A 14,869-nucleotide genomic window follows, 5' to 3' on the forward strand; every position below is an offset into this window, starting at 1 on the left:
TGAGTGTTAGTTAATGTCATCATCGAGCAAAGGCTTTTCCTCATTCTTCTTGTAGAGGGCAGCCAGCAACCCGATAAAATATGAAATGTTGTTGATAGCAGTCTGCGTGGCATTGCCTATTTTTTTGCCTTGCAACTTGAGCATGAGCACCCCGTAGAGAGCATTGAAGCAGGTCTCGAGTTCACCCACGCGTTGGGCTTCGGGGGTTTTTGCCCGCAATTCCACAATGAAGGGCAGTGTTTGATAGTACTGTGCTGCATATTGTGGATATTTGGGCGACTTGAGCAATTGAAGGTGCAGGTCGGTAAGAGTGATGAGCACGTTTTTGTTGATTTGGAGGTGTCCCTTCTCTTTCACGTGCTCAAGCTCCATCATCTTTATCAAGTTCTCATACCAGTCTTTAATCTTTGCCTTTGTTTCGTCGTCGACCTGGAATCGCGAAATGATGTTTTTGTCGATTTCGTCGATGTCAAAGTGATAGGCACGTATCGTGTCTTCCACCTGCCACATGTACAGCAAGTACTCGGCAATGTTTTCTTTTCTTTTTGCTTGAGCTATAATCATTGGTTACTGATGATGATTGAACGATTGGATCGTTTAACCAAATTTGCTTATTTGGCGCAGTTCAGGCTCATTGATGATCTTGATGCGGCGGCCGTCGACAGTGATGATTTTCTTTTGGGCAAATGTCGACAGGGTGCGTATGGCATTGCTTGTTGTCATGTTCGACAGGTTGGCCAGGTCTTCTCGAGCCATGTAAATCTTGAGCGTCTCGCCGTCGTCTTCGTAGCCGTAGTTGTCGATGAGCACCGTGAGTGCCTCGGCAAGACGGCCGCGTATGTGCTTTTGGGTGAGGTTCACTATACGTGTGTCGGAGCCGCCCAGGTGCTTCGACAGCTCATGAATGAAAAACCATGCCAGTCCCGTGTTGCTGTCGATGATTTCCTTCACGACCTGCATGGGAATGGTACCCACAGTAGATGGTTCAAATGCTGCGGCGCTCGACACATAGGGCTCCTCGGCAAAGTAAGCGCGATAGCCAAAATATTGTATGGGGCGGTAAAGACGCAATATCTGCTGGCGTCCGCCTATGCCGTCTTTGAAGAGCTTGACCTTGCCTTTAAGCAAGCACCACAAGTAGATGGGTTCGTCTTTTTCGGCATATATGATTTGATTTTTACTGAATGTGTGTACGTTGAAATTGTTTGCGACAATGTGTTTCTCCTCGGGGGTGAGAATCGTCCATATTGCAGCCAAATCCTCGTTTACAATTTTTTCGAGCGTGCTTTTTTTGATCATCTGCTACATAACATTGTTATTAAACATGCAAAAGTAGTTAATTATTTGGAATTCAGCAACAGTTAATTCATCCTATTTTCCCTGTTACCCTCGTCGTATTATAAAAATGGGTCGTGGACATTGCTGCCACGACCCAAATAAAAGTATGGAATCTTTATTTAAGACTATTTCATTACTTTCTTCACGCTCTTGGTGCCATCGGTGTAGTTGGTGATCACGATGTTCACACCCTCAAATGGCTTATTGCTTATCATGCCGGCTGCGTTCACATATTGCACATTCTTCACAGTCTTGGCGGCAGTCACGTCGTTGACGCCGGTATTGACGGTGTTGATGAGATAGTAGCGCTGAGCAGCAGGTGTAGCAACGACCTGGGCATCCTTAGGCATTGTGAAGCCGTAGCTCTGGTAGCGGTTGGCCACATAGAGGTTGCCGGCGTAGTCAAATGCCATCTGGTTGAGGATGTTCTGACCGCGAGCATCGGCAGGATAGGTAATCACATAGTCGAGAGCAAGTGCAGGCTTGTTGCCAGTCCAAGTGATGTTGTACACATTGATGTTGGGCTTGCCAGTGCACACAGCAAGTTTAGAGCGGTCGGCGCTCATCACGAGACCAGCGCCCCAGCTGCCATCTTGCGTGTCGGCATCAAGATTGCCGCTGTTGAAGAGCACATTGTCGTCGTAGTCGGCATAGACAAATGAAGGAACGTTGACGCCGTTGTTGCCCGAGCCACGCACTTGGGCCACCCACATGCCGAGAGAGTCGGCATAGATGTTGACATTGGTGTTGGCCATGAGCTTCGAAACGGTTGGGAAGGTCTTGCTTGGAGCTGCGTTCCAAGTGCTGTCGGTACCCACGTTGTAGAGGCAGAGCGTCTGTCCATTGTTGCCAGTGGGGTAGTCCTCGACGAAGGTGACAAGCTTGGTGTCGTTGCCCGTGCCGAAGAAGGAAGCACCAGTGGTGCCGCCGCCCACTACAACATCGCCATTCAAGATGCGACCCGAGCTCTCGGTAGTGCCATTAAAGAAGTTGTAGACGCCATCGCGAGTCACAGGGTTGAAGCCCCACAGTCCGGCGTGAGCATCGCTCCAGTCGGCCGAATAAACATGGCTGTTGGCAGGATCTACAGCCAGACGGAATGGCGAAGCCGTGTTGCTGTTCCACACATCGGTGATGTAAGGTGTAGTGCTCATCGGGGTGCCGTCGGGGGCATAGAAGTAGATGCCCTTGGTTCCGTAAGGATCAGAGATGTAGATGTTGCCAAATTGCTGGCTCTCGGGGTTGAGGTCGATGGCCACGCCACGAGCCGTATTGTTGGTCGAGGTGAAGAAGGTCTTCACTGTGGGGATAGCCTTGTTTTGAACATCTACGTTCCAGTTGTATTTCACATTCAGCGCAAGTTGCGACTTGTCGACTGTGCAAGTGTAGGTGCCTTTCTCCTGGCTGCCCATCGGGATAGTGATGGGTTGCTCGTCGGCATTGGCAGGAGTGAGCACAATGTTCACATCGCTCGAGGCATCGGTCAGGCTGTAAGTGAGCTTATAGCTGTCGTTGCTCTCGGTCGAAGACAGCGCGTAGGCAAACACACCCTTGGCGAGAGGCTGCTCAACATCGCTGGTTGAGAAGGAATACATCGTGGTGTCGGCAAACAGGTAGAGGTTGATATCCTCGCCCTTGACAGCAGCACCCGAGGCTACAACGGGCAGTGTTGCTGCATTGGCTGCTGCGATGGTTGCAGTGCCCAGCAGAGTGGCCTTGTCGAGGCCGCCGTCCACATTGTAGAGTTTCAGGCCAATCACATTGTTGCCGTCAACGGCAGGAGTCACCATGAGTGCATGCTTGGCATACTTGAAGAATTGAATGCCTGTAGCAGCCTTGCCCACAGTGGTGTCGTTGAGGATTGAGTTGATGGTGCTGTTGGTGTTGTTGGTAGCAGCAGGAGTGAACTCTTGTGGCAGGCAGCTCTCGCCGTCGATCACAAAGTTGCCGTCGTTGTAGGGCGAAACCACCAGTTGCTTGTTCACACCGTTCTTGATGGTGCTGAAGTTGCCGTTGGTGATGGTGTTCTCGGTGAATACCGTGCTGGTAATCACATTGTCGTTGATCGAGACCACGAGCATGCGGCTACCTGTAGATGTGCCGGTAGTGGTGCCCGTGGTGATGAGCTTGCAGTCGTCGGCCGGGCCGCTCACGCCGAGGCCACGTCCCATGATTGCACGATAGAAGTTGGTCGAGCTCTGCGTAGTTTGCCACAGTGCGGGGTCGGCGTCGAGCGATGCCCACTTGTAGAAACGCACGGTGCCACGCTTGTAACCTGCGTCGACCTGTGCATCAGAGTACTGGCAGAGCACACTGTTCACGCCCACGAGTTGGCCGTCGGCAGTGAAGGCAATGTCGTTGAGAGCGCTGTAGTCGCCAGCATTCTCGGCATCGACTGCTGTGATGCCCTGGGTGCTGAGCTCCTTCACAACACTCTTGGTAGTGTTGTTGACCAGGTACAGGTGAGGCGTGGTGCCCTCGTTGGTGAGAATCACTGTCGAGTCGCCACGCACGATTGCGCGTTTCACAGTACCCGCCATCTTCAGGTTGCCGCTCTTGGCTTCGCCAAACTTGAAGCTGTCGGGGAGCTTGAGATAGGCAGGTTGCACGGGGTCGGGATAGTTCTCATAGGTAACTGTGGGAGGTACGTAGGACTGTGACTCAAGATACAGCTTAGCATAGGTGGTAGCGTTGGCCGTGACAGTGTAGTCGCCCATACTTGTAGCAACGAGGTCCTTGTACTCGTCGTTGACTGTCGACTCGGTGTAGGTGCCTTGCTCCTTGTAGCCACTTGCAGTTGCACGCAGGGTGTAGGTGCCAGGCTCGAGGTTTTCAAACACGAAGATGCCGTTGTAGAGTGTGTCTACATCGTAGGTCTTCACTGCAGTGCTGCCCTTGTAGAGGGTGACTTTTGCACCGTTGATAGGCAGCCACTGGTCGTTGGTGTTGGGTGCATAGTGGAAGAGGCTGTTCACGATCTTCTCGTGCAGGTCTTTCACTGTGCCCATGATATAGCCGGTCGTCTCGCCTTTGAGACCGAAATAAGCAGCCACACCGCGAGCTGTGCGTATGCCTTCCTGACCGCAGTAGTCCTTGTTGAGGGCACGGTGGCGTGCTGGCTGATAGGTGTGGAAGTAGCCTTCCATCAGGAAGCCTGGAGTGCCATGGCGCAATACGCCCAGGTAGCCACGGAAGGTGCCTTTGCTGGTTGTAGTCGTGTAGGAGCTGCCGTAGAAGGAGATGTCGCCGCGCACGTTGGAGCTGGTGCGGCTGTAATAGCTCTGCGGGTCAAGCTCGTCCATGTAGTGAGGGCCCCAGGTGCTCAAGCACATGTTGCGGCTTCCGGCTACCGAGTCGCCATTCTCGCCATCGCTGCCGCGATACAGGAACAGGGGATAGTTGGTTGTGGTGCCATCGCTGGCAGCGTTGGAGTGAATTGAAACAAAGATGTCCATGTTGTTGGCATCAACCTCGCGGCATATTGCCGAGAGCGGACGGTTGTAGATTTCATCGGGATCGTAATTGTCCTTTGTATAGGGGTACGGGCCGTTTTGCACACGCGAGTACATGATGTTTTCATGCTTCACGCCCATGTTTTCAAGGGCCTTGCCCATGCGCAGGATTTTCCACAAGTTGGTGTTGGACTCGTAGAAACCGCAAGTGTCGGGCATGCCTGTCTCGGGCAGGTTGGGATAGGGGATGGTAGCCATCGGGCGGTCGTTAGGACCCCAGCTGCCATGGCCTGGATTGAGGTAAACGCGCAGTTCGTCGGCAGTCTTAGCCTGCATTGCGCCAGCTGCAATGATTGCAGCCGAAATGAGTAAAATAAATTTCTTCATAGCTGTAATCATTTAGTAACATTGATAATATAAGCTTCGCCTGCAGGTGTTGAGAAGGCAATTTTGCCCGATGCAGGAGAAACCTCGGGATACATGGCGATTTGCGACCCATCGGTGAGGGTCTGCTTGTTGCCATTGAGGTCGGCAGCCACGATAGTAGAAGCATATACTGCTTCGCCGTCGTCATAGTCCATCATGCCCACGATGGTGTTGTTGTCCCACCACTTGGGAGCACGCATGTTGCCAATTTTCTTTAAGCCAGTGCCGTCGATGTTGCACACATAGGTGCCGTGGCCCATGACAAAGTAAAGTGCCTTGGAGCCATCGGGAGAAACCGACTCCCAGATGTAGCTTTTGTCGGTGCCGTTTGGAGAGAACACGCTTGTTTTACCGTTCTTGGTAATCATGAGCTGCCTGTTGCTGATGGAAAGCACAGGGGCGCTCACGTCGGCCTTGGCAGCGTTTAGGCCTTTGGCCCGTATTTTGCCCTTGTTGACAAATGCTGCTGTAGCCCCCTCGACAGCAACGCCTTGAAGGTTGCGTGTGGGAGCTAAAAGCTGCTGGCTCGAGCCTGTGCTCACATTGGTTGCCTGCAATGCCACGTGACGAAGGTGGTCGGCAGTGAACGTGGCCTCGCGGTAAACTACCGTCTGGCCGTCTTGAGAGATTTTTACATCATAACCCGCGCTTTGAGCATTGCTCAGCGTGGTCGTTGCATTTGTGCGAAGATCAAATTTAGCCAACCCTTTGTTGGTGCAATCGGTCAGGAGCAGGTAGTCGCCCTGCGGACTGATTGCAGCCACCTTGGCGTTGGAGTTCATCGGGATATTGACCTTGTCGATCGACCCCACGGTAAACACCTGCGCCATGCAGCTAAACGATGCACATAATGCCAATGTTAAGAAAACATTTTTCATAAAAAAAAGCATCTGTTTAAGTTATACAATAAGATAATTTGATAGGTTAATATTATTATGTTTTACTAATAAAAAGTCTCAGTTAATGGATGTCTTTTTTCTCATGTAAAATTAGGAATAATAAAGTTGCCACGCAATTGATTTTAATTGTTTTGATTAAAATTTTACAATATTTAAGGCAATGTTGCAAAAAAATCTCGGCAGTGATTGGCTACCGAGATTAGTGGGGTTATAAATAGATGATGGCTATATTATATCAAGTATTGAGAGCTTATCGACTTGTTGTCGTGCACGCGCTGGATGGTGTCGCCAAACAGGCTTGCTATGCTCAGCACTTTTGCCTTTGGGCACTTTGTGGTGTCAAATGGAATAGAGTTGGTGAAGATTACCTCCTCAAGGGCGCTGTCCATTACCCGGCTGGCTGCAGGGCCGCTCATGATGGCATGCGAAGCCAGCGCCCTCACCGAGCGTGCACCGCCTTCTTTCATCAGATTGGCAGCCTTGCATATCGTGCCTGCTGTGTCGATCATGTCGTCGACGAGCACCACGTCTTTGTCTTTTACATCACCTATGATGGTCATGTTGGCAACTACGTTGGCCTTGGCACGCTGCTTGTGGCACAGTACGAGCGGGCAGTCGAAATACTTGGCATAATTGTTGGCACGCTTGGCACCGCCCACGTCGGGAGAGGCAATCACCAGGTTGTCGAGTTTCAGCGACTGCACATAGGGCATGAGCACCGACGAGGCATAGAGGTGATCGACAGGCACATTGAAGAAACCTTGGATTTGGTCGGCATGGAGGTCCATCGTGATCAAGCGGTCGATGCCGGCTGTGCTCAGCAGGTCGGCTACGAGTTTAGCGCCTATCGACACACGGGGCTTGTCCTTGCGGTCTTGACGGGCCCAGCCGAAGTAGGGGATTACTGCAATCACGGTTTTGGCCGAAGCTCGCTTGGCGGCATCGATCATGAGCAAGAGTTCCATAAGGTTGTCGCTGTTGGGGAACGTGGATTGAACGATATAAACCTCGTTGCCACGTATCGACTCCTCGAAGGAAACCTCAAATTCGCCATCAGAGAAATGCTGAATGTTCATTTTGCCAATCTCAATGCCAAGGTGCTGACACATCTCGTCGGCCAAATAGTGCGATTTTGTACCAGAAAAGATTTTGAATGGTTGCGTTGAATTACTCATTATATCTTTAAGTGTTTAAAAACATTACAAATTTACGACTTAAATGTGAGGTGAGCGAAGTAATTTAAAAATATTTTTACATTAATTTCTTTCTTAGTTTACCTTAAATTTCCACAGCACTGTGCCATAGGGCTCTATGTCGAGATGAAGCTTGTCGTGGTCGGTAAAGAGCGATTTTCTCTTGTGCCTGGTGACGAGCTCGGTCATCATGTAGGTGCCAGGCTTGATGTGCAACGTGTCGAAAGCGTGGGCAGGCACGTCGATGTCGATACTGGCCGGGCTTGGCCCGAAGTTGCAGCCTATGATGATGCTTTCTTTTCCATAGTTACGCATGTATACGTAGTGTCGAGTTGGGTCAAGATTGCCGTAGTTCACATACATGAGGTCGAAGAGGCTGCCTTGTGCTATGGCCTTCTCGGTAGTGGCAATTTTCATTATCTTTTGATATATCTTGCGCAGCGACTTTTCGTCGGGCGACAGGTTGGCGAGTGTGCACTTTCCATTGTTGTACCACCGTCTCACGGTGGGAATGCTGCAATAGTCGAAAATCGATGTGCGCCCGTCGTTGCCGCTGAAGCCTTGAGCTCCGGCGCCTTTCTCGCCCAGTTCCTGGCCGGCATAGAGCATGAAAGGGCATGTGGTGAGTGTGGCCGACACCACAAGGGCGGGCACGACGTGGTGGGCATTGCCTGCCTTCTGGTAGCTGGCTATGCGCTGCTCGTCGTGGTTTTCCAAGAAGTTGAGCATGTGCTCCTTCATGCCATCGACAGTTTGCCAGCACTTTGTGATCTCGCTTGCGGGCAACTGGCCGGCCAGCACGCCGCACAGGGCGTCGTAGAGTGTGACTTTGTCGTAAAGGTAGTCGAATCCACCTGTGTGTATATAGCTGTGATAGAGATTCACATCGTAGATTTCGGCAATGAAGATGATGTGGGGATATTTCTGCTTTACAGCCCCTATGGCCCACTGCCAGAATTCCACAGGCACCATGTGGGCCATGTCGCACCTGAAGCCGTCGATTCCCTTGCTGGCCCAGTACATGAGAATGTCGAGCATTTTTCTCCAAGTGCCAGGTGTGGGGACAAAGTGCTTGCTCCCGTTCCACGGGTCGACGCCGTAGTTGAGTTTCACCGTTTCATACCAGTCGCCAGCTCCCGGTGTGGCGTTGTAGCAATCGTTGCCCGTAGCCTTGGCAGGATACTCGATATACCTGTCGGGCCCGATGCCCATGTCGACACTTGGTGCAAAGTGCTGCCCAGTGATGTAAAAGAAATTGTTGGCAGGCGAGAAAAACATGTTTTTGTTGTCGTCGGCACCCAGGTCTCGCACGCCCTTGGGTGCAGCATCGCTGTGGTATTGACGCGCAACATGGTTGGGCACAAAGTCGATAATCACGCTCATGCCAGCCTTGTGTGTGCGTTGCACCAGTTGCTCAAACTCGTTGCGGCGGTTGGTCACATCGACGGCAAGGTCGGGGTCAATATCGTAATAGTCTCTTATGGCATAGGGCGAACCCGCATTGCCTTTCACCACGTGAGGGTTGCTCGACGCGATGCCGTAGGCGCTGTAATCGGTCTTGGTGGCATGTTCGATGACTCCGGTATACCACAAGTGGGTCACACCGAGCTCGTGAATCGATCCCAACACTTTGTCGTTGATGTCGTTGAGTTTCCCCACTCCGTTTTGGTCTATGGTGCCGTTGTAGATGTTGCGGCTGCATGTGTTGCTGAAAAGGCGGGGCAGGAGCTGATAAATGATGATTTTATTTGCGTTCATCTCTTAGTTGTTTCAGTATGGGTGAGTTTACGAGAACTTTCATCGCGGCAAAGTAGCCTTCTTTTGCATTATCGGCCATTTTTTTGACGTCAAAGGTGCTGCTCTCTTTCATTGAGTCGACATTGATGATGACATCGCACAGGTCCAGGTCGGGCTTGGAGTTGTGGGTGGTCATGAGCCGATAGGCACGGTAGGCGATGTCGGCAATCGTCGACTTGAATGGCGACGTGTTGAGCGGGCTCACGTTCACCCCCAGTAGCAGGTCGCACTTGTCTCGCAACGCAAAGGCTGGCAAGTTGTGCAACACGCCGCCGTCGATATAGGTTTGTCCGTTGATTTTCATAGGCTTGAATATCACGGGCAAACTGCATGAGGCCAGCACGCAATCGGCAAGTGGACCGCGGGTGAAGAGCTCTTCCTTGTAAGTGTCGAGATTGGTTGCCGATATGATAGTGGGGATTTTCAAGTCCTCGATGCGCTCGGTGGGCAAGTTCTTCTTTAAAAAATGAGCGAACTTGTCAAATTTGAAAATACCGTCGGTTGGGGCGCTGAATTTAGCCAGACTTTTGAAATTGATTGTTGAAAAAGCCTTTAGGGTGTCGTCGGGACTCACTCCCGAGCCATAGAATGCCGCCATCACTGCACCGGCACTCACGCCCGCCAAAATATCGGGGCGCAGGCCGAAATCATCGAGGGCTTTCATGACACCGATGTGGGCAAAACCCTTGGCGCCGCCACCACTCAGTGCCACGCCCAGACGATATTTCTTGTTTGTTTGCATACTTTTATTTTCTACAAAAATATTACATTTTGCCGACACAATACCAGAAAATGGTAAAAAAATAAAGGCGAACCGACGAAGTTCGCCTTTAAATAAATGCTATTTAATTCAATACTGCGACATTATCCCAGGAAGCCCAAAAGTACACCAGCTGCAACGGCCGAGCCTATTACACCTGCCACATTGGGCCCCATGGCATGCATGAGCAAGTAGTTGCGTGGATCGTACTTCAGGCCCATGTCGTTGCTGATGCGTGCAGCCATGGGCACTGCGCTCACACCAGCGTTGCCAATGAGTGGATTGAGCTTGTTGTCCTTGCTCAAGAACAGGTTGAAGAACTTGACAAACAGCACGCCGGCAAATGTTGCAATGATAAATGCCATAGCGCCCAAGAAGAAAATCTTGACGGTGCTCAGTGTCAGGAACTGTGAAGCCTGTGTGGAGGTGCCTACTGTCAAGCCCAGTATCATGGTCACAATGTCGGTCATCGCATTGCTTGCAGTCTTGGCCAGGCGAGTGGTGACTCCCGACTCACGCAGCAGGTTGCCGAAGAAGAGCATGCCCAGCAGAGGCAGACCCGACGGCACAAAGAAGCAAGTGAGCAGCAGACCCACAATCGGGAAGAGTATCTTCTCGTTTTTGGTCACCTTGCGAGCTGGCTTCATGTGGATGACACGCTCTTTCTTGGTCGTGCACAGGCGCATGATGGGAGGTTGTATCACTGGCACGAGTGCCATATAGGAGTAGGCACACACGGCAATGGCTCCCAACAGGTTGGGTGCCAATTTCCCGCTCAGGAAGATGGCAGTTGGGCCATCGGCACCGCCAATGATGGCTATTGCACCTGCCTGGTCGGGCATGAAGCCGATGGCGAGGGCTACCATATAGGCACCGAAGATGCCAAACTGGGCAGCAGCGCCCACCAGCATAAGTTTAGGATTGGCAATGAGCGCACCAAAGTCGGTCATGGCGCCAATGCCAAGGAATATGAGTGGCGGATACCATCCCTTCACCACACCTTGATACAGAATGTTGAGGACCGATCCTTCCTCATACACACCAATCTCGTTGCCTGGCTGAAATGGAATGTTGCCTACCAAGATGCCGAAGCCAATGGGCACAAGCAGCATTGGCTCGAAGTCATGCTTGATGGCGAGGTAAATAAACAGCAGGCCGAAGCAGATCATGATCAGGTTGGTATAGTCACAGTTGTAGAAACCTGTGAAATGCCAGAACTGAGTCAGATTGCTTGATATGATATCAAATATACTTGCTAACATAACTACGCAATTACCATGATAGTGTCGCCCTCGAGCACCGAGTCCTCTTTGGCAACGTTGATACTCTTAACCGTACCGTCTTTACCGGCCTTGATTTCGTTGCCCATCTTCATGGCTTCAAGGATGCACACCACGTCGTCGGCCTTCACTGCCTGGCCTTCCTTGACATAGAGTTCCTTGATGGTGCCAGGCAGTGGCGACTCGATTACGAAGTCGCCTGCAGCAGCCTTGGCAGCTGCTTTCTTGGGCTTGGCTACAGGAGCTGCCGCCACTGCAGCAGGAGCAACCTTCTTGACAACGTGCGAGATCTTGGGCTGGTCTTCGAGCTCTACCTTGTAGCTCTTGCCGTTGACCTCGACTTGGGCAACGTTGTTCTCGTCGACATTACCAACGGCAACTGTGTACTCGTTGCCATTGATTTTATATTTGTATTCTTTCATTTTGAAGTAAAGTCTGTTAATTTTTTTTGAAAACCTGGTTGTTATTTGCGTTGAGGCGTTGGGCACATCATTTGCTCCTTCGAGTTCCATGCAGTGGCGGTGTTGTGCTTGAAGGTCAACACGCCGCTTTCCTCGTCGTGGGCGTTGAAGTGCTGGTACAGTGCCATGCATATGGCTGTAATTTCCTCCTCGCCGGCCTCGGGTGCCGTAGCAGCAATGCTCGCTTGAGGCTCAACTGCCTGTGGGGCTGCCGGGGCTGCGTTCTTGTTGAGCGACTTGTCGCTCACATAGCCAAACAGCTTGAAGAGCAAGAACAGCAGGATGAGAGCCGAGAACACAATGAGCATGGCAATGATGGTGATGATCACGCCATAGGGATCGTGCTGGTGGAACTTTTCGATGTTCTCGTTCTTGATGCGAGTGTTGAAATTGCCGGGGGTGATGGCTTTCTCGATGCTGCTGCCGTCGCGCATTTCAAAATCGCCGTTGTGCTCTGCGCCCTCGATGGGCAAACGGCCTTCGGCCTTGAGCGCATAGGACTGGCTGGCTTTGAGCGAGGCAGGAATCGTGAGCTCGTCGACCAAGTCTCCGTTTACATCATATACTGCAATGTAGTTCTCTTTTCCATCGGCAAACTTAAACGGCAGGTGGAAGGTGCCATTTTGGATTTGCCCATCGGCAACAAACACGCATTGCCCGTGCTCGCCCAGGTTGGTGTTTCTTTCATCACCGCGCGGAATCATGTAGACTCCGGTTTTCAACGGGTCCTCTGAAAGGTAGCGAAGCACTGCATCGCGACCACGCACTTGCTCGCGCTGGTAGGCGATGTCCTCGTTGGCCTTTGTGAATATCTGGTCGGGACGTTTGTCGGTGATAAACATCTTCTCGATGGCATAGGCTTGATAGCTTGAGTTGTAAAGCTCGACCCATCCGGCCGTTGTGCCACCATACTGCGTGCTGTCTTGAGCAACCATCACCTCGGTGATGCGCAGGTTCTTGTGACCCTGTGCAAGTGCGCCGAAGCTCACGACTGCTGCAAGTAGCAGAAAAATGATATTTCTTTTATTCATCTCTTTTAACACTTTATATATATTAGAGAGGAATATTTCCGTGCTTTTTGGCCGGGTTGGTCAGTTTCTTGGTGCGAGTCTGCTCGAGTGCACGTATGATGCGGAAACGTGTGTTGCGTGGCTCGATCACGTCGTCGATGTAGCCGTACTTGGCTGCATTGTAAGGCGTGCAGAACAGGTCGTTGTACTCCTGCTCTTTCTCGGCAATAAATTGCTTGTGGTCGGCCATGATTTTCTTGGCCTCTTCCTCGCTCTTGGCCTCGGCTGCAGCAGCCTTTGCCATTTTGCCTTGCTTGGCATAGAGAATGCCTGCTGCACCGCTGGCACCCATCACTGCGATTTCGGCGCTTGGCCATGCATAGTTCATGTCGCCGCGCAGCTGCTTGCAGCTCATCACGATGTGGCTGCCGCCGTAGCTCTTGCGCAACGTCACTGTGATCTTGGGCACAGTTGCCTCGCCGTAGGCATAAAGCAGCTTGGCGCCGTTCATGATCACTGCGTTGTATTCTTGCTGCGTGCCGGGCAGGAAGCCGGGAACGTCGACCAGTGTCACCAGAGGGATGTTGAAGGCGTCGCAGAAACGCACAAAGCGTCCGCCCTTGCGGCTTGCATTCACATCGAGCACACCTGCCATGTAGTTGGGTTGGTTGGCAATCACACCCACGCTCTGGCCATTGAAGCGGGCAAAGCCCACGATGATATTCTTGGCCCAGTCCTTGTGAACCTCAAGGAACTCGCCGTTGTCGACGATTGCGCCTATCACGTCATACATGTTGTAGGGGTCGTTGGGGCTCTCGGGAATGACACTGTTGAGTGCATCCTCGGCACGATCGATGGGATCGGTGCACTCCACGCGCGGAGCTTCCTCCATGTTGTTGCTCGGCATGTAGCTCAGCAACTTCTTGATCAAGGCCATGGCCTCTTCCTCGTTTTCGGCTGCAAAGTGTGCCACACCGCTCTTGGTAGCGTGCACTTTTGCTCCACCCAGTTGCTCCTGGCTCACATCCTCGCCTGTCACGGTCTTTACCACCTTAGGTCCAGTGAGGAACATGTAGCTTATGCCTTGGCACATGATAATGAAGTCGGTGAGGGCGGGAGAGTATACGGCACCGCCGGCGCAGGGGCCTAAGATGGCCGATATCTGAGGAATCACGCCGCTGGCGTTGATGTTGCGCTGGAAGATCTCGGCATAGCCGCCCAGGGCATTGATGCCCTCCTGGATGCGTGCGCCGCCCGAGTCGTTGAGTCCAATGACGGGAGCTCCGTTCTTCATGGCCAAGTCCATGATCTTGCATATCTTCATGGCCATTGTCTCACTCAAGGCTCCGCCAAAAGAGGTTGCGTCTTGTGCGAAGATGTAGACGAGACGGCCCTCGATAGTGCCATATCCTGTCACGACAGCGTCGCCGTCGACCTGCTTCTTCTCCATGCCGAAGTTGGTGCAGCGATGACGCACAAACATGTCAAGTTCCTCAAAGCTGCCTTCGTCGAGGAGCATGTTGATTCTTTCGCGGGCAGTGTATTTGCCCTTGTCGTGCTGTTTTTGAATGGCTTTTTCGCCACCACCGAGGCGCGCAGCATTACGGCGCTCGATCAGCTCTTGAATTTTTTCAAGTTGTTTGCCCATTATTCTTTTTACTTATTTGGATTTTCACAAAGTTCGATTAATGCTCCGCAAGTGCTCTTGGGGTGTACAAAAGCGATGTTCAAGCCGTCGGCACCCTTGCGAGGAGTCTTGTCGATCACGCGCTCACCCTTCTCTTGCAATTCGTTGAGTGCATTGGCCAGACCGTCCTCAACGGCAAAAGCCATGTGCTGAATGCCGCCGTGGCCGCCGTTCTTGGCAATGAACTTTGCAATGGCGCTCTCGTCGCTCGTAGCCTCAAGCAACTCGATCTTGGTTTCTCCCACTTTCAGGAAAGCGGTCTTTACATGTTGGTCGGCAACTTCTTCGATCTTGTAGCACTTGGTGTTCAGTAATTTCTCGTAAAATGGGATTGCTTGCTCAAGCGATGCAACAGCAATGCCCACGTGTTCGATGTGTGAAATCTGCATAACGAAAATTTGTTTTAAAAAGTTGTTATATAATTAGTTAATTGATATTTAAAAGTAATGTCGATATTATGCCCCGCAGGTCGGCAATTCTTCAGTGCAAATTTACTACAAATTATTTAAAAGGCGGCCATTATTCGAGCAAGAATTACTTTTAAACTTCTTTAAAAATAATATCAA

General features: G+C 51.6%; 12 protein-coding genes. All 12 read right to left on the reverse strand.

Features of this window, described 5'->3' with window-relative positions; translation table 11 throughout:
• Positions 1–6 precede the first annotated feature (6 nt).
• Positions 7–564, reverse strand: a complete 558-nt coding sequence (locus GF423_RS13780; protein WP_154328897.1) for a DUF4924 family protein — start codon at positions 562–564, stop codon at positions 7–9.
• Between the two features lie 33 nt (positions 565–597).
• Entirely contained in the window at positions 598–1,299 is a 702-nt protein-coding gene (locus GF423_RS13785) for a Crp/Fnr family transcriptional regulator (RefSeq protein ID WP_154328898.1), read from the reverse strand.
• A 164-nt stretch (positions 1,300–1,463) separates the two neighbouring features.
• The gene (locus tag GF423_RS13790) at positions 1,464–5,177 is read right to left on the reverse strand and encodes a carboxypeptidase regulatory-like domain-containing protein (protein ID WP_154328899.1); all 3,714 of its coding nucleotides are present in this window, start codon (positions 5,175–5,177) and stop codon (positions 1,464–1,466) included.
• 8 nt (positions 5,178–5,185) lie between these two features.
• Entirely contained in the window at positions 5,186–6,046 is an 861-nt protein-coding gene (locus tag GF423_RS13795; RefSeq protein WP_235911724.1) for a TolB-like translocation protein, read from the reverse strand.
• A gap of 299 nt (positions 6,047–6,345) precedes the next feature.
• Positions 6,346–7,290 (reverse strand): ribose-phosphate pyrophosphokinase, encoded by a 945-nt coding sequence (locus GF423_RS13800; RefSeq protein WP_154328901.1) that lies wholly within the window; start codon positions 7,288–7,290, stop codon positions 6,346–6,348.
• A 93-nt stretch (positions 7,291–7,383) separates the two neighbouring features.
• Complete coding sequence (locus tag GF423_RS13805; protein ID WP_154328902.1) at positions 7,384–9,066, reverse strand: alpha-amylase family glycosyl hydrolase; 1,683 nt, start codon at positions 9,064–9,066, stop codon at positions 7,384–7,386.
• On the reverse strand, positions 9,053–9,847 hold the full coding sequence (locus tag GF423_RS13810) for a patatin-like phospholipase family protein (protein WP_154328903.1): 795 nt from the start codon (positions 9,845–9,847) through the stop codon (positions 9,053–9,055). The genes GF423_RS13805 and GF423_RS13810 overlap by 14 nt, the downstream gene beginning before the upstream one ends.
• A gap of 122 nt (positions 9,848–9,969) precedes the next feature.
• Positions 9,970–11,127 (reverse strand): sodium ion-translocating decarboxylase subunit beta, encoded by a 1,158-nt coding sequence (locus tag GF423_RS13815; RefSeq protein WP_154328904.1) that lies wholly within the window; start codon positions 11,125–11,127, stop codon positions 9,970–9,972.
• Positions 11,128–11,129: 2 nt separating this feature from the next.
• On the reverse strand, positions 11,130–11,567 hold the full coding sequence (locus tag GF423_RS13820) for an acetyl-CoA carboxylase biotin carboxyl carrier protein (protein WP_154328905.1): 438 nt from the start codon (positions 11,565–11,567) through the stop codon (positions 11,130–11,132).
• 41 nt (positions 11,568–11,608) lie between these two features.
• The gene (locus tag GF423_RS13825) at positions 11,609–12,637 is read right to left on the reverse strand and encodes an OadG family protein (protein ID WP_154328906.1); all 1,029 of its coding nucleotides are present in this window, start codon (positions 12,635–12,637) and stop codon (positions 11,609–11,611) included.
• 22 nt (positions 12,638–12,659) lie between these two features.
• Entirely contained in the window at positions 12,660–14,264 is a 1,605-nt protein-coding gene (locus GF423_RS13830) for an acyl-CoA carboxylase subunit beta (RefSeq protein ID WP_154328907.1), read from the reverse strand.
• Between the two features lie 8 nt (positions 14,265–14,272).
• Positions 14,273–14,692 (reverse strand): methylmalonyl-CoA epimerase, encoded by a 420-nt coding sequence (mce, locus tag GF423_RS13835; protein ID WP_154328908.1) that lies wholly within the window; start codon positions 14,690–14,692, stop codon positions 14,273–14,275.
• Positions 14,693–14,869 lie beyond the last annotated feature (177 nt).

The organism is Sodaliphilus pleomorphus, assembly GCF_009676955.1.
Classification (GTDB): Bacteria; Bacteroidota; Bacteroidia; order Bacteroidales; family Muribaculaceae; genus Sodaliphilus; species Sodaliphilus pleomorphus.

What these genes read in the sequence shown, in the direction of transcription:
- GF423_RS13780 (WP_154328897.1), bottom strand. Translation starts at nt 564, where the DNA reads ATGATTATAGCTCAAGCAAAAAGAAAAGAAAACATTGCCGAGTACTTG.
- GF423_RS13785 (WP_154328898.1), bottom strand. Translation starts at nt 1,299, where the DNA reads ATGATCAAAAAAAGCACGCTCGAAAAAATTGTAAACGAGGATTTGGCT.
- GF423_RS13790 (WP_154328899.1), bottom strand. Translation starts at nt 5,177, where the DNA reads ATGAAGAAATTTATTTTACTCATTTCGGCTGCAATCATTGCAGCTGGC.
- GF423_RS13795 (WP_235911724.1), bottom strand. Translation starts at nt 6,046, where the DNA reads ATGGCGCAGGTGTTTACCGTGGGGTCGATCGACAAGGTCAATATCCCG.
- GF423_RS13800 (WP_154328901.1), bottom strand. Translation starts at nt 7,290, where the DNA reads ATGAGTAATTCAACGCAACCATTCAAAATCTTTTCTGGTACAAAATCG.
- GF423_RS13805 (WP_154328902.1), bottom strand. Translation starts at nt 9,066, where the DNA reads ATGAACGCAAATAAAATCATCATTTATCAGCTCCTGCCCCGCCTTTTC.
- GF423_RS13810 (WP_154328903.1), bottom strand. Translation starts at nt 9,847, where the DNA reads ATGCAAACAAACAAGAAATATCGTCTGGGCGTGGCACTGAGTGGTGGC.
- GF423_RS13815 (WP_154328904.1), bottom strand. Translation starts at nt 11,127, where the DNA reads ATGTTAGCAAGTATATTTGATATCATATCAAGCAATCTGACTCAGTTC.
- GF423_RS13820 (WP_154328905.1), bottom strand. Translation starts at nt 11,567, where the DNA reads ATGAAAGAATACAAATATAAAATCAATGGCAACGAGTACACAGTTGCC.
- GF423_RS13825 (WP_154328906.1), bottom strand. Translation starts at nt 12,637, where the DNA reads ATGAATAAAAGAAATATCATTTTTCTGCTACTTGCAGCAGTCGTGAGC.
- GF423_RS13830 (WP_154328907.1), bottom strand. Translation starts at nt 14,264, where the DNA reads ATGGGCAAACAACTTGAAAAAATTCAAGAGCTGATCGAGCGCCGTAAT.
- mce (WP_154328908.1), bottom strand. Translation starts at nt 14,692, where the DNA reads ATGCAGATTTCACACATCGAACACGTGGGCATTGCTGTTGCATCGCTT.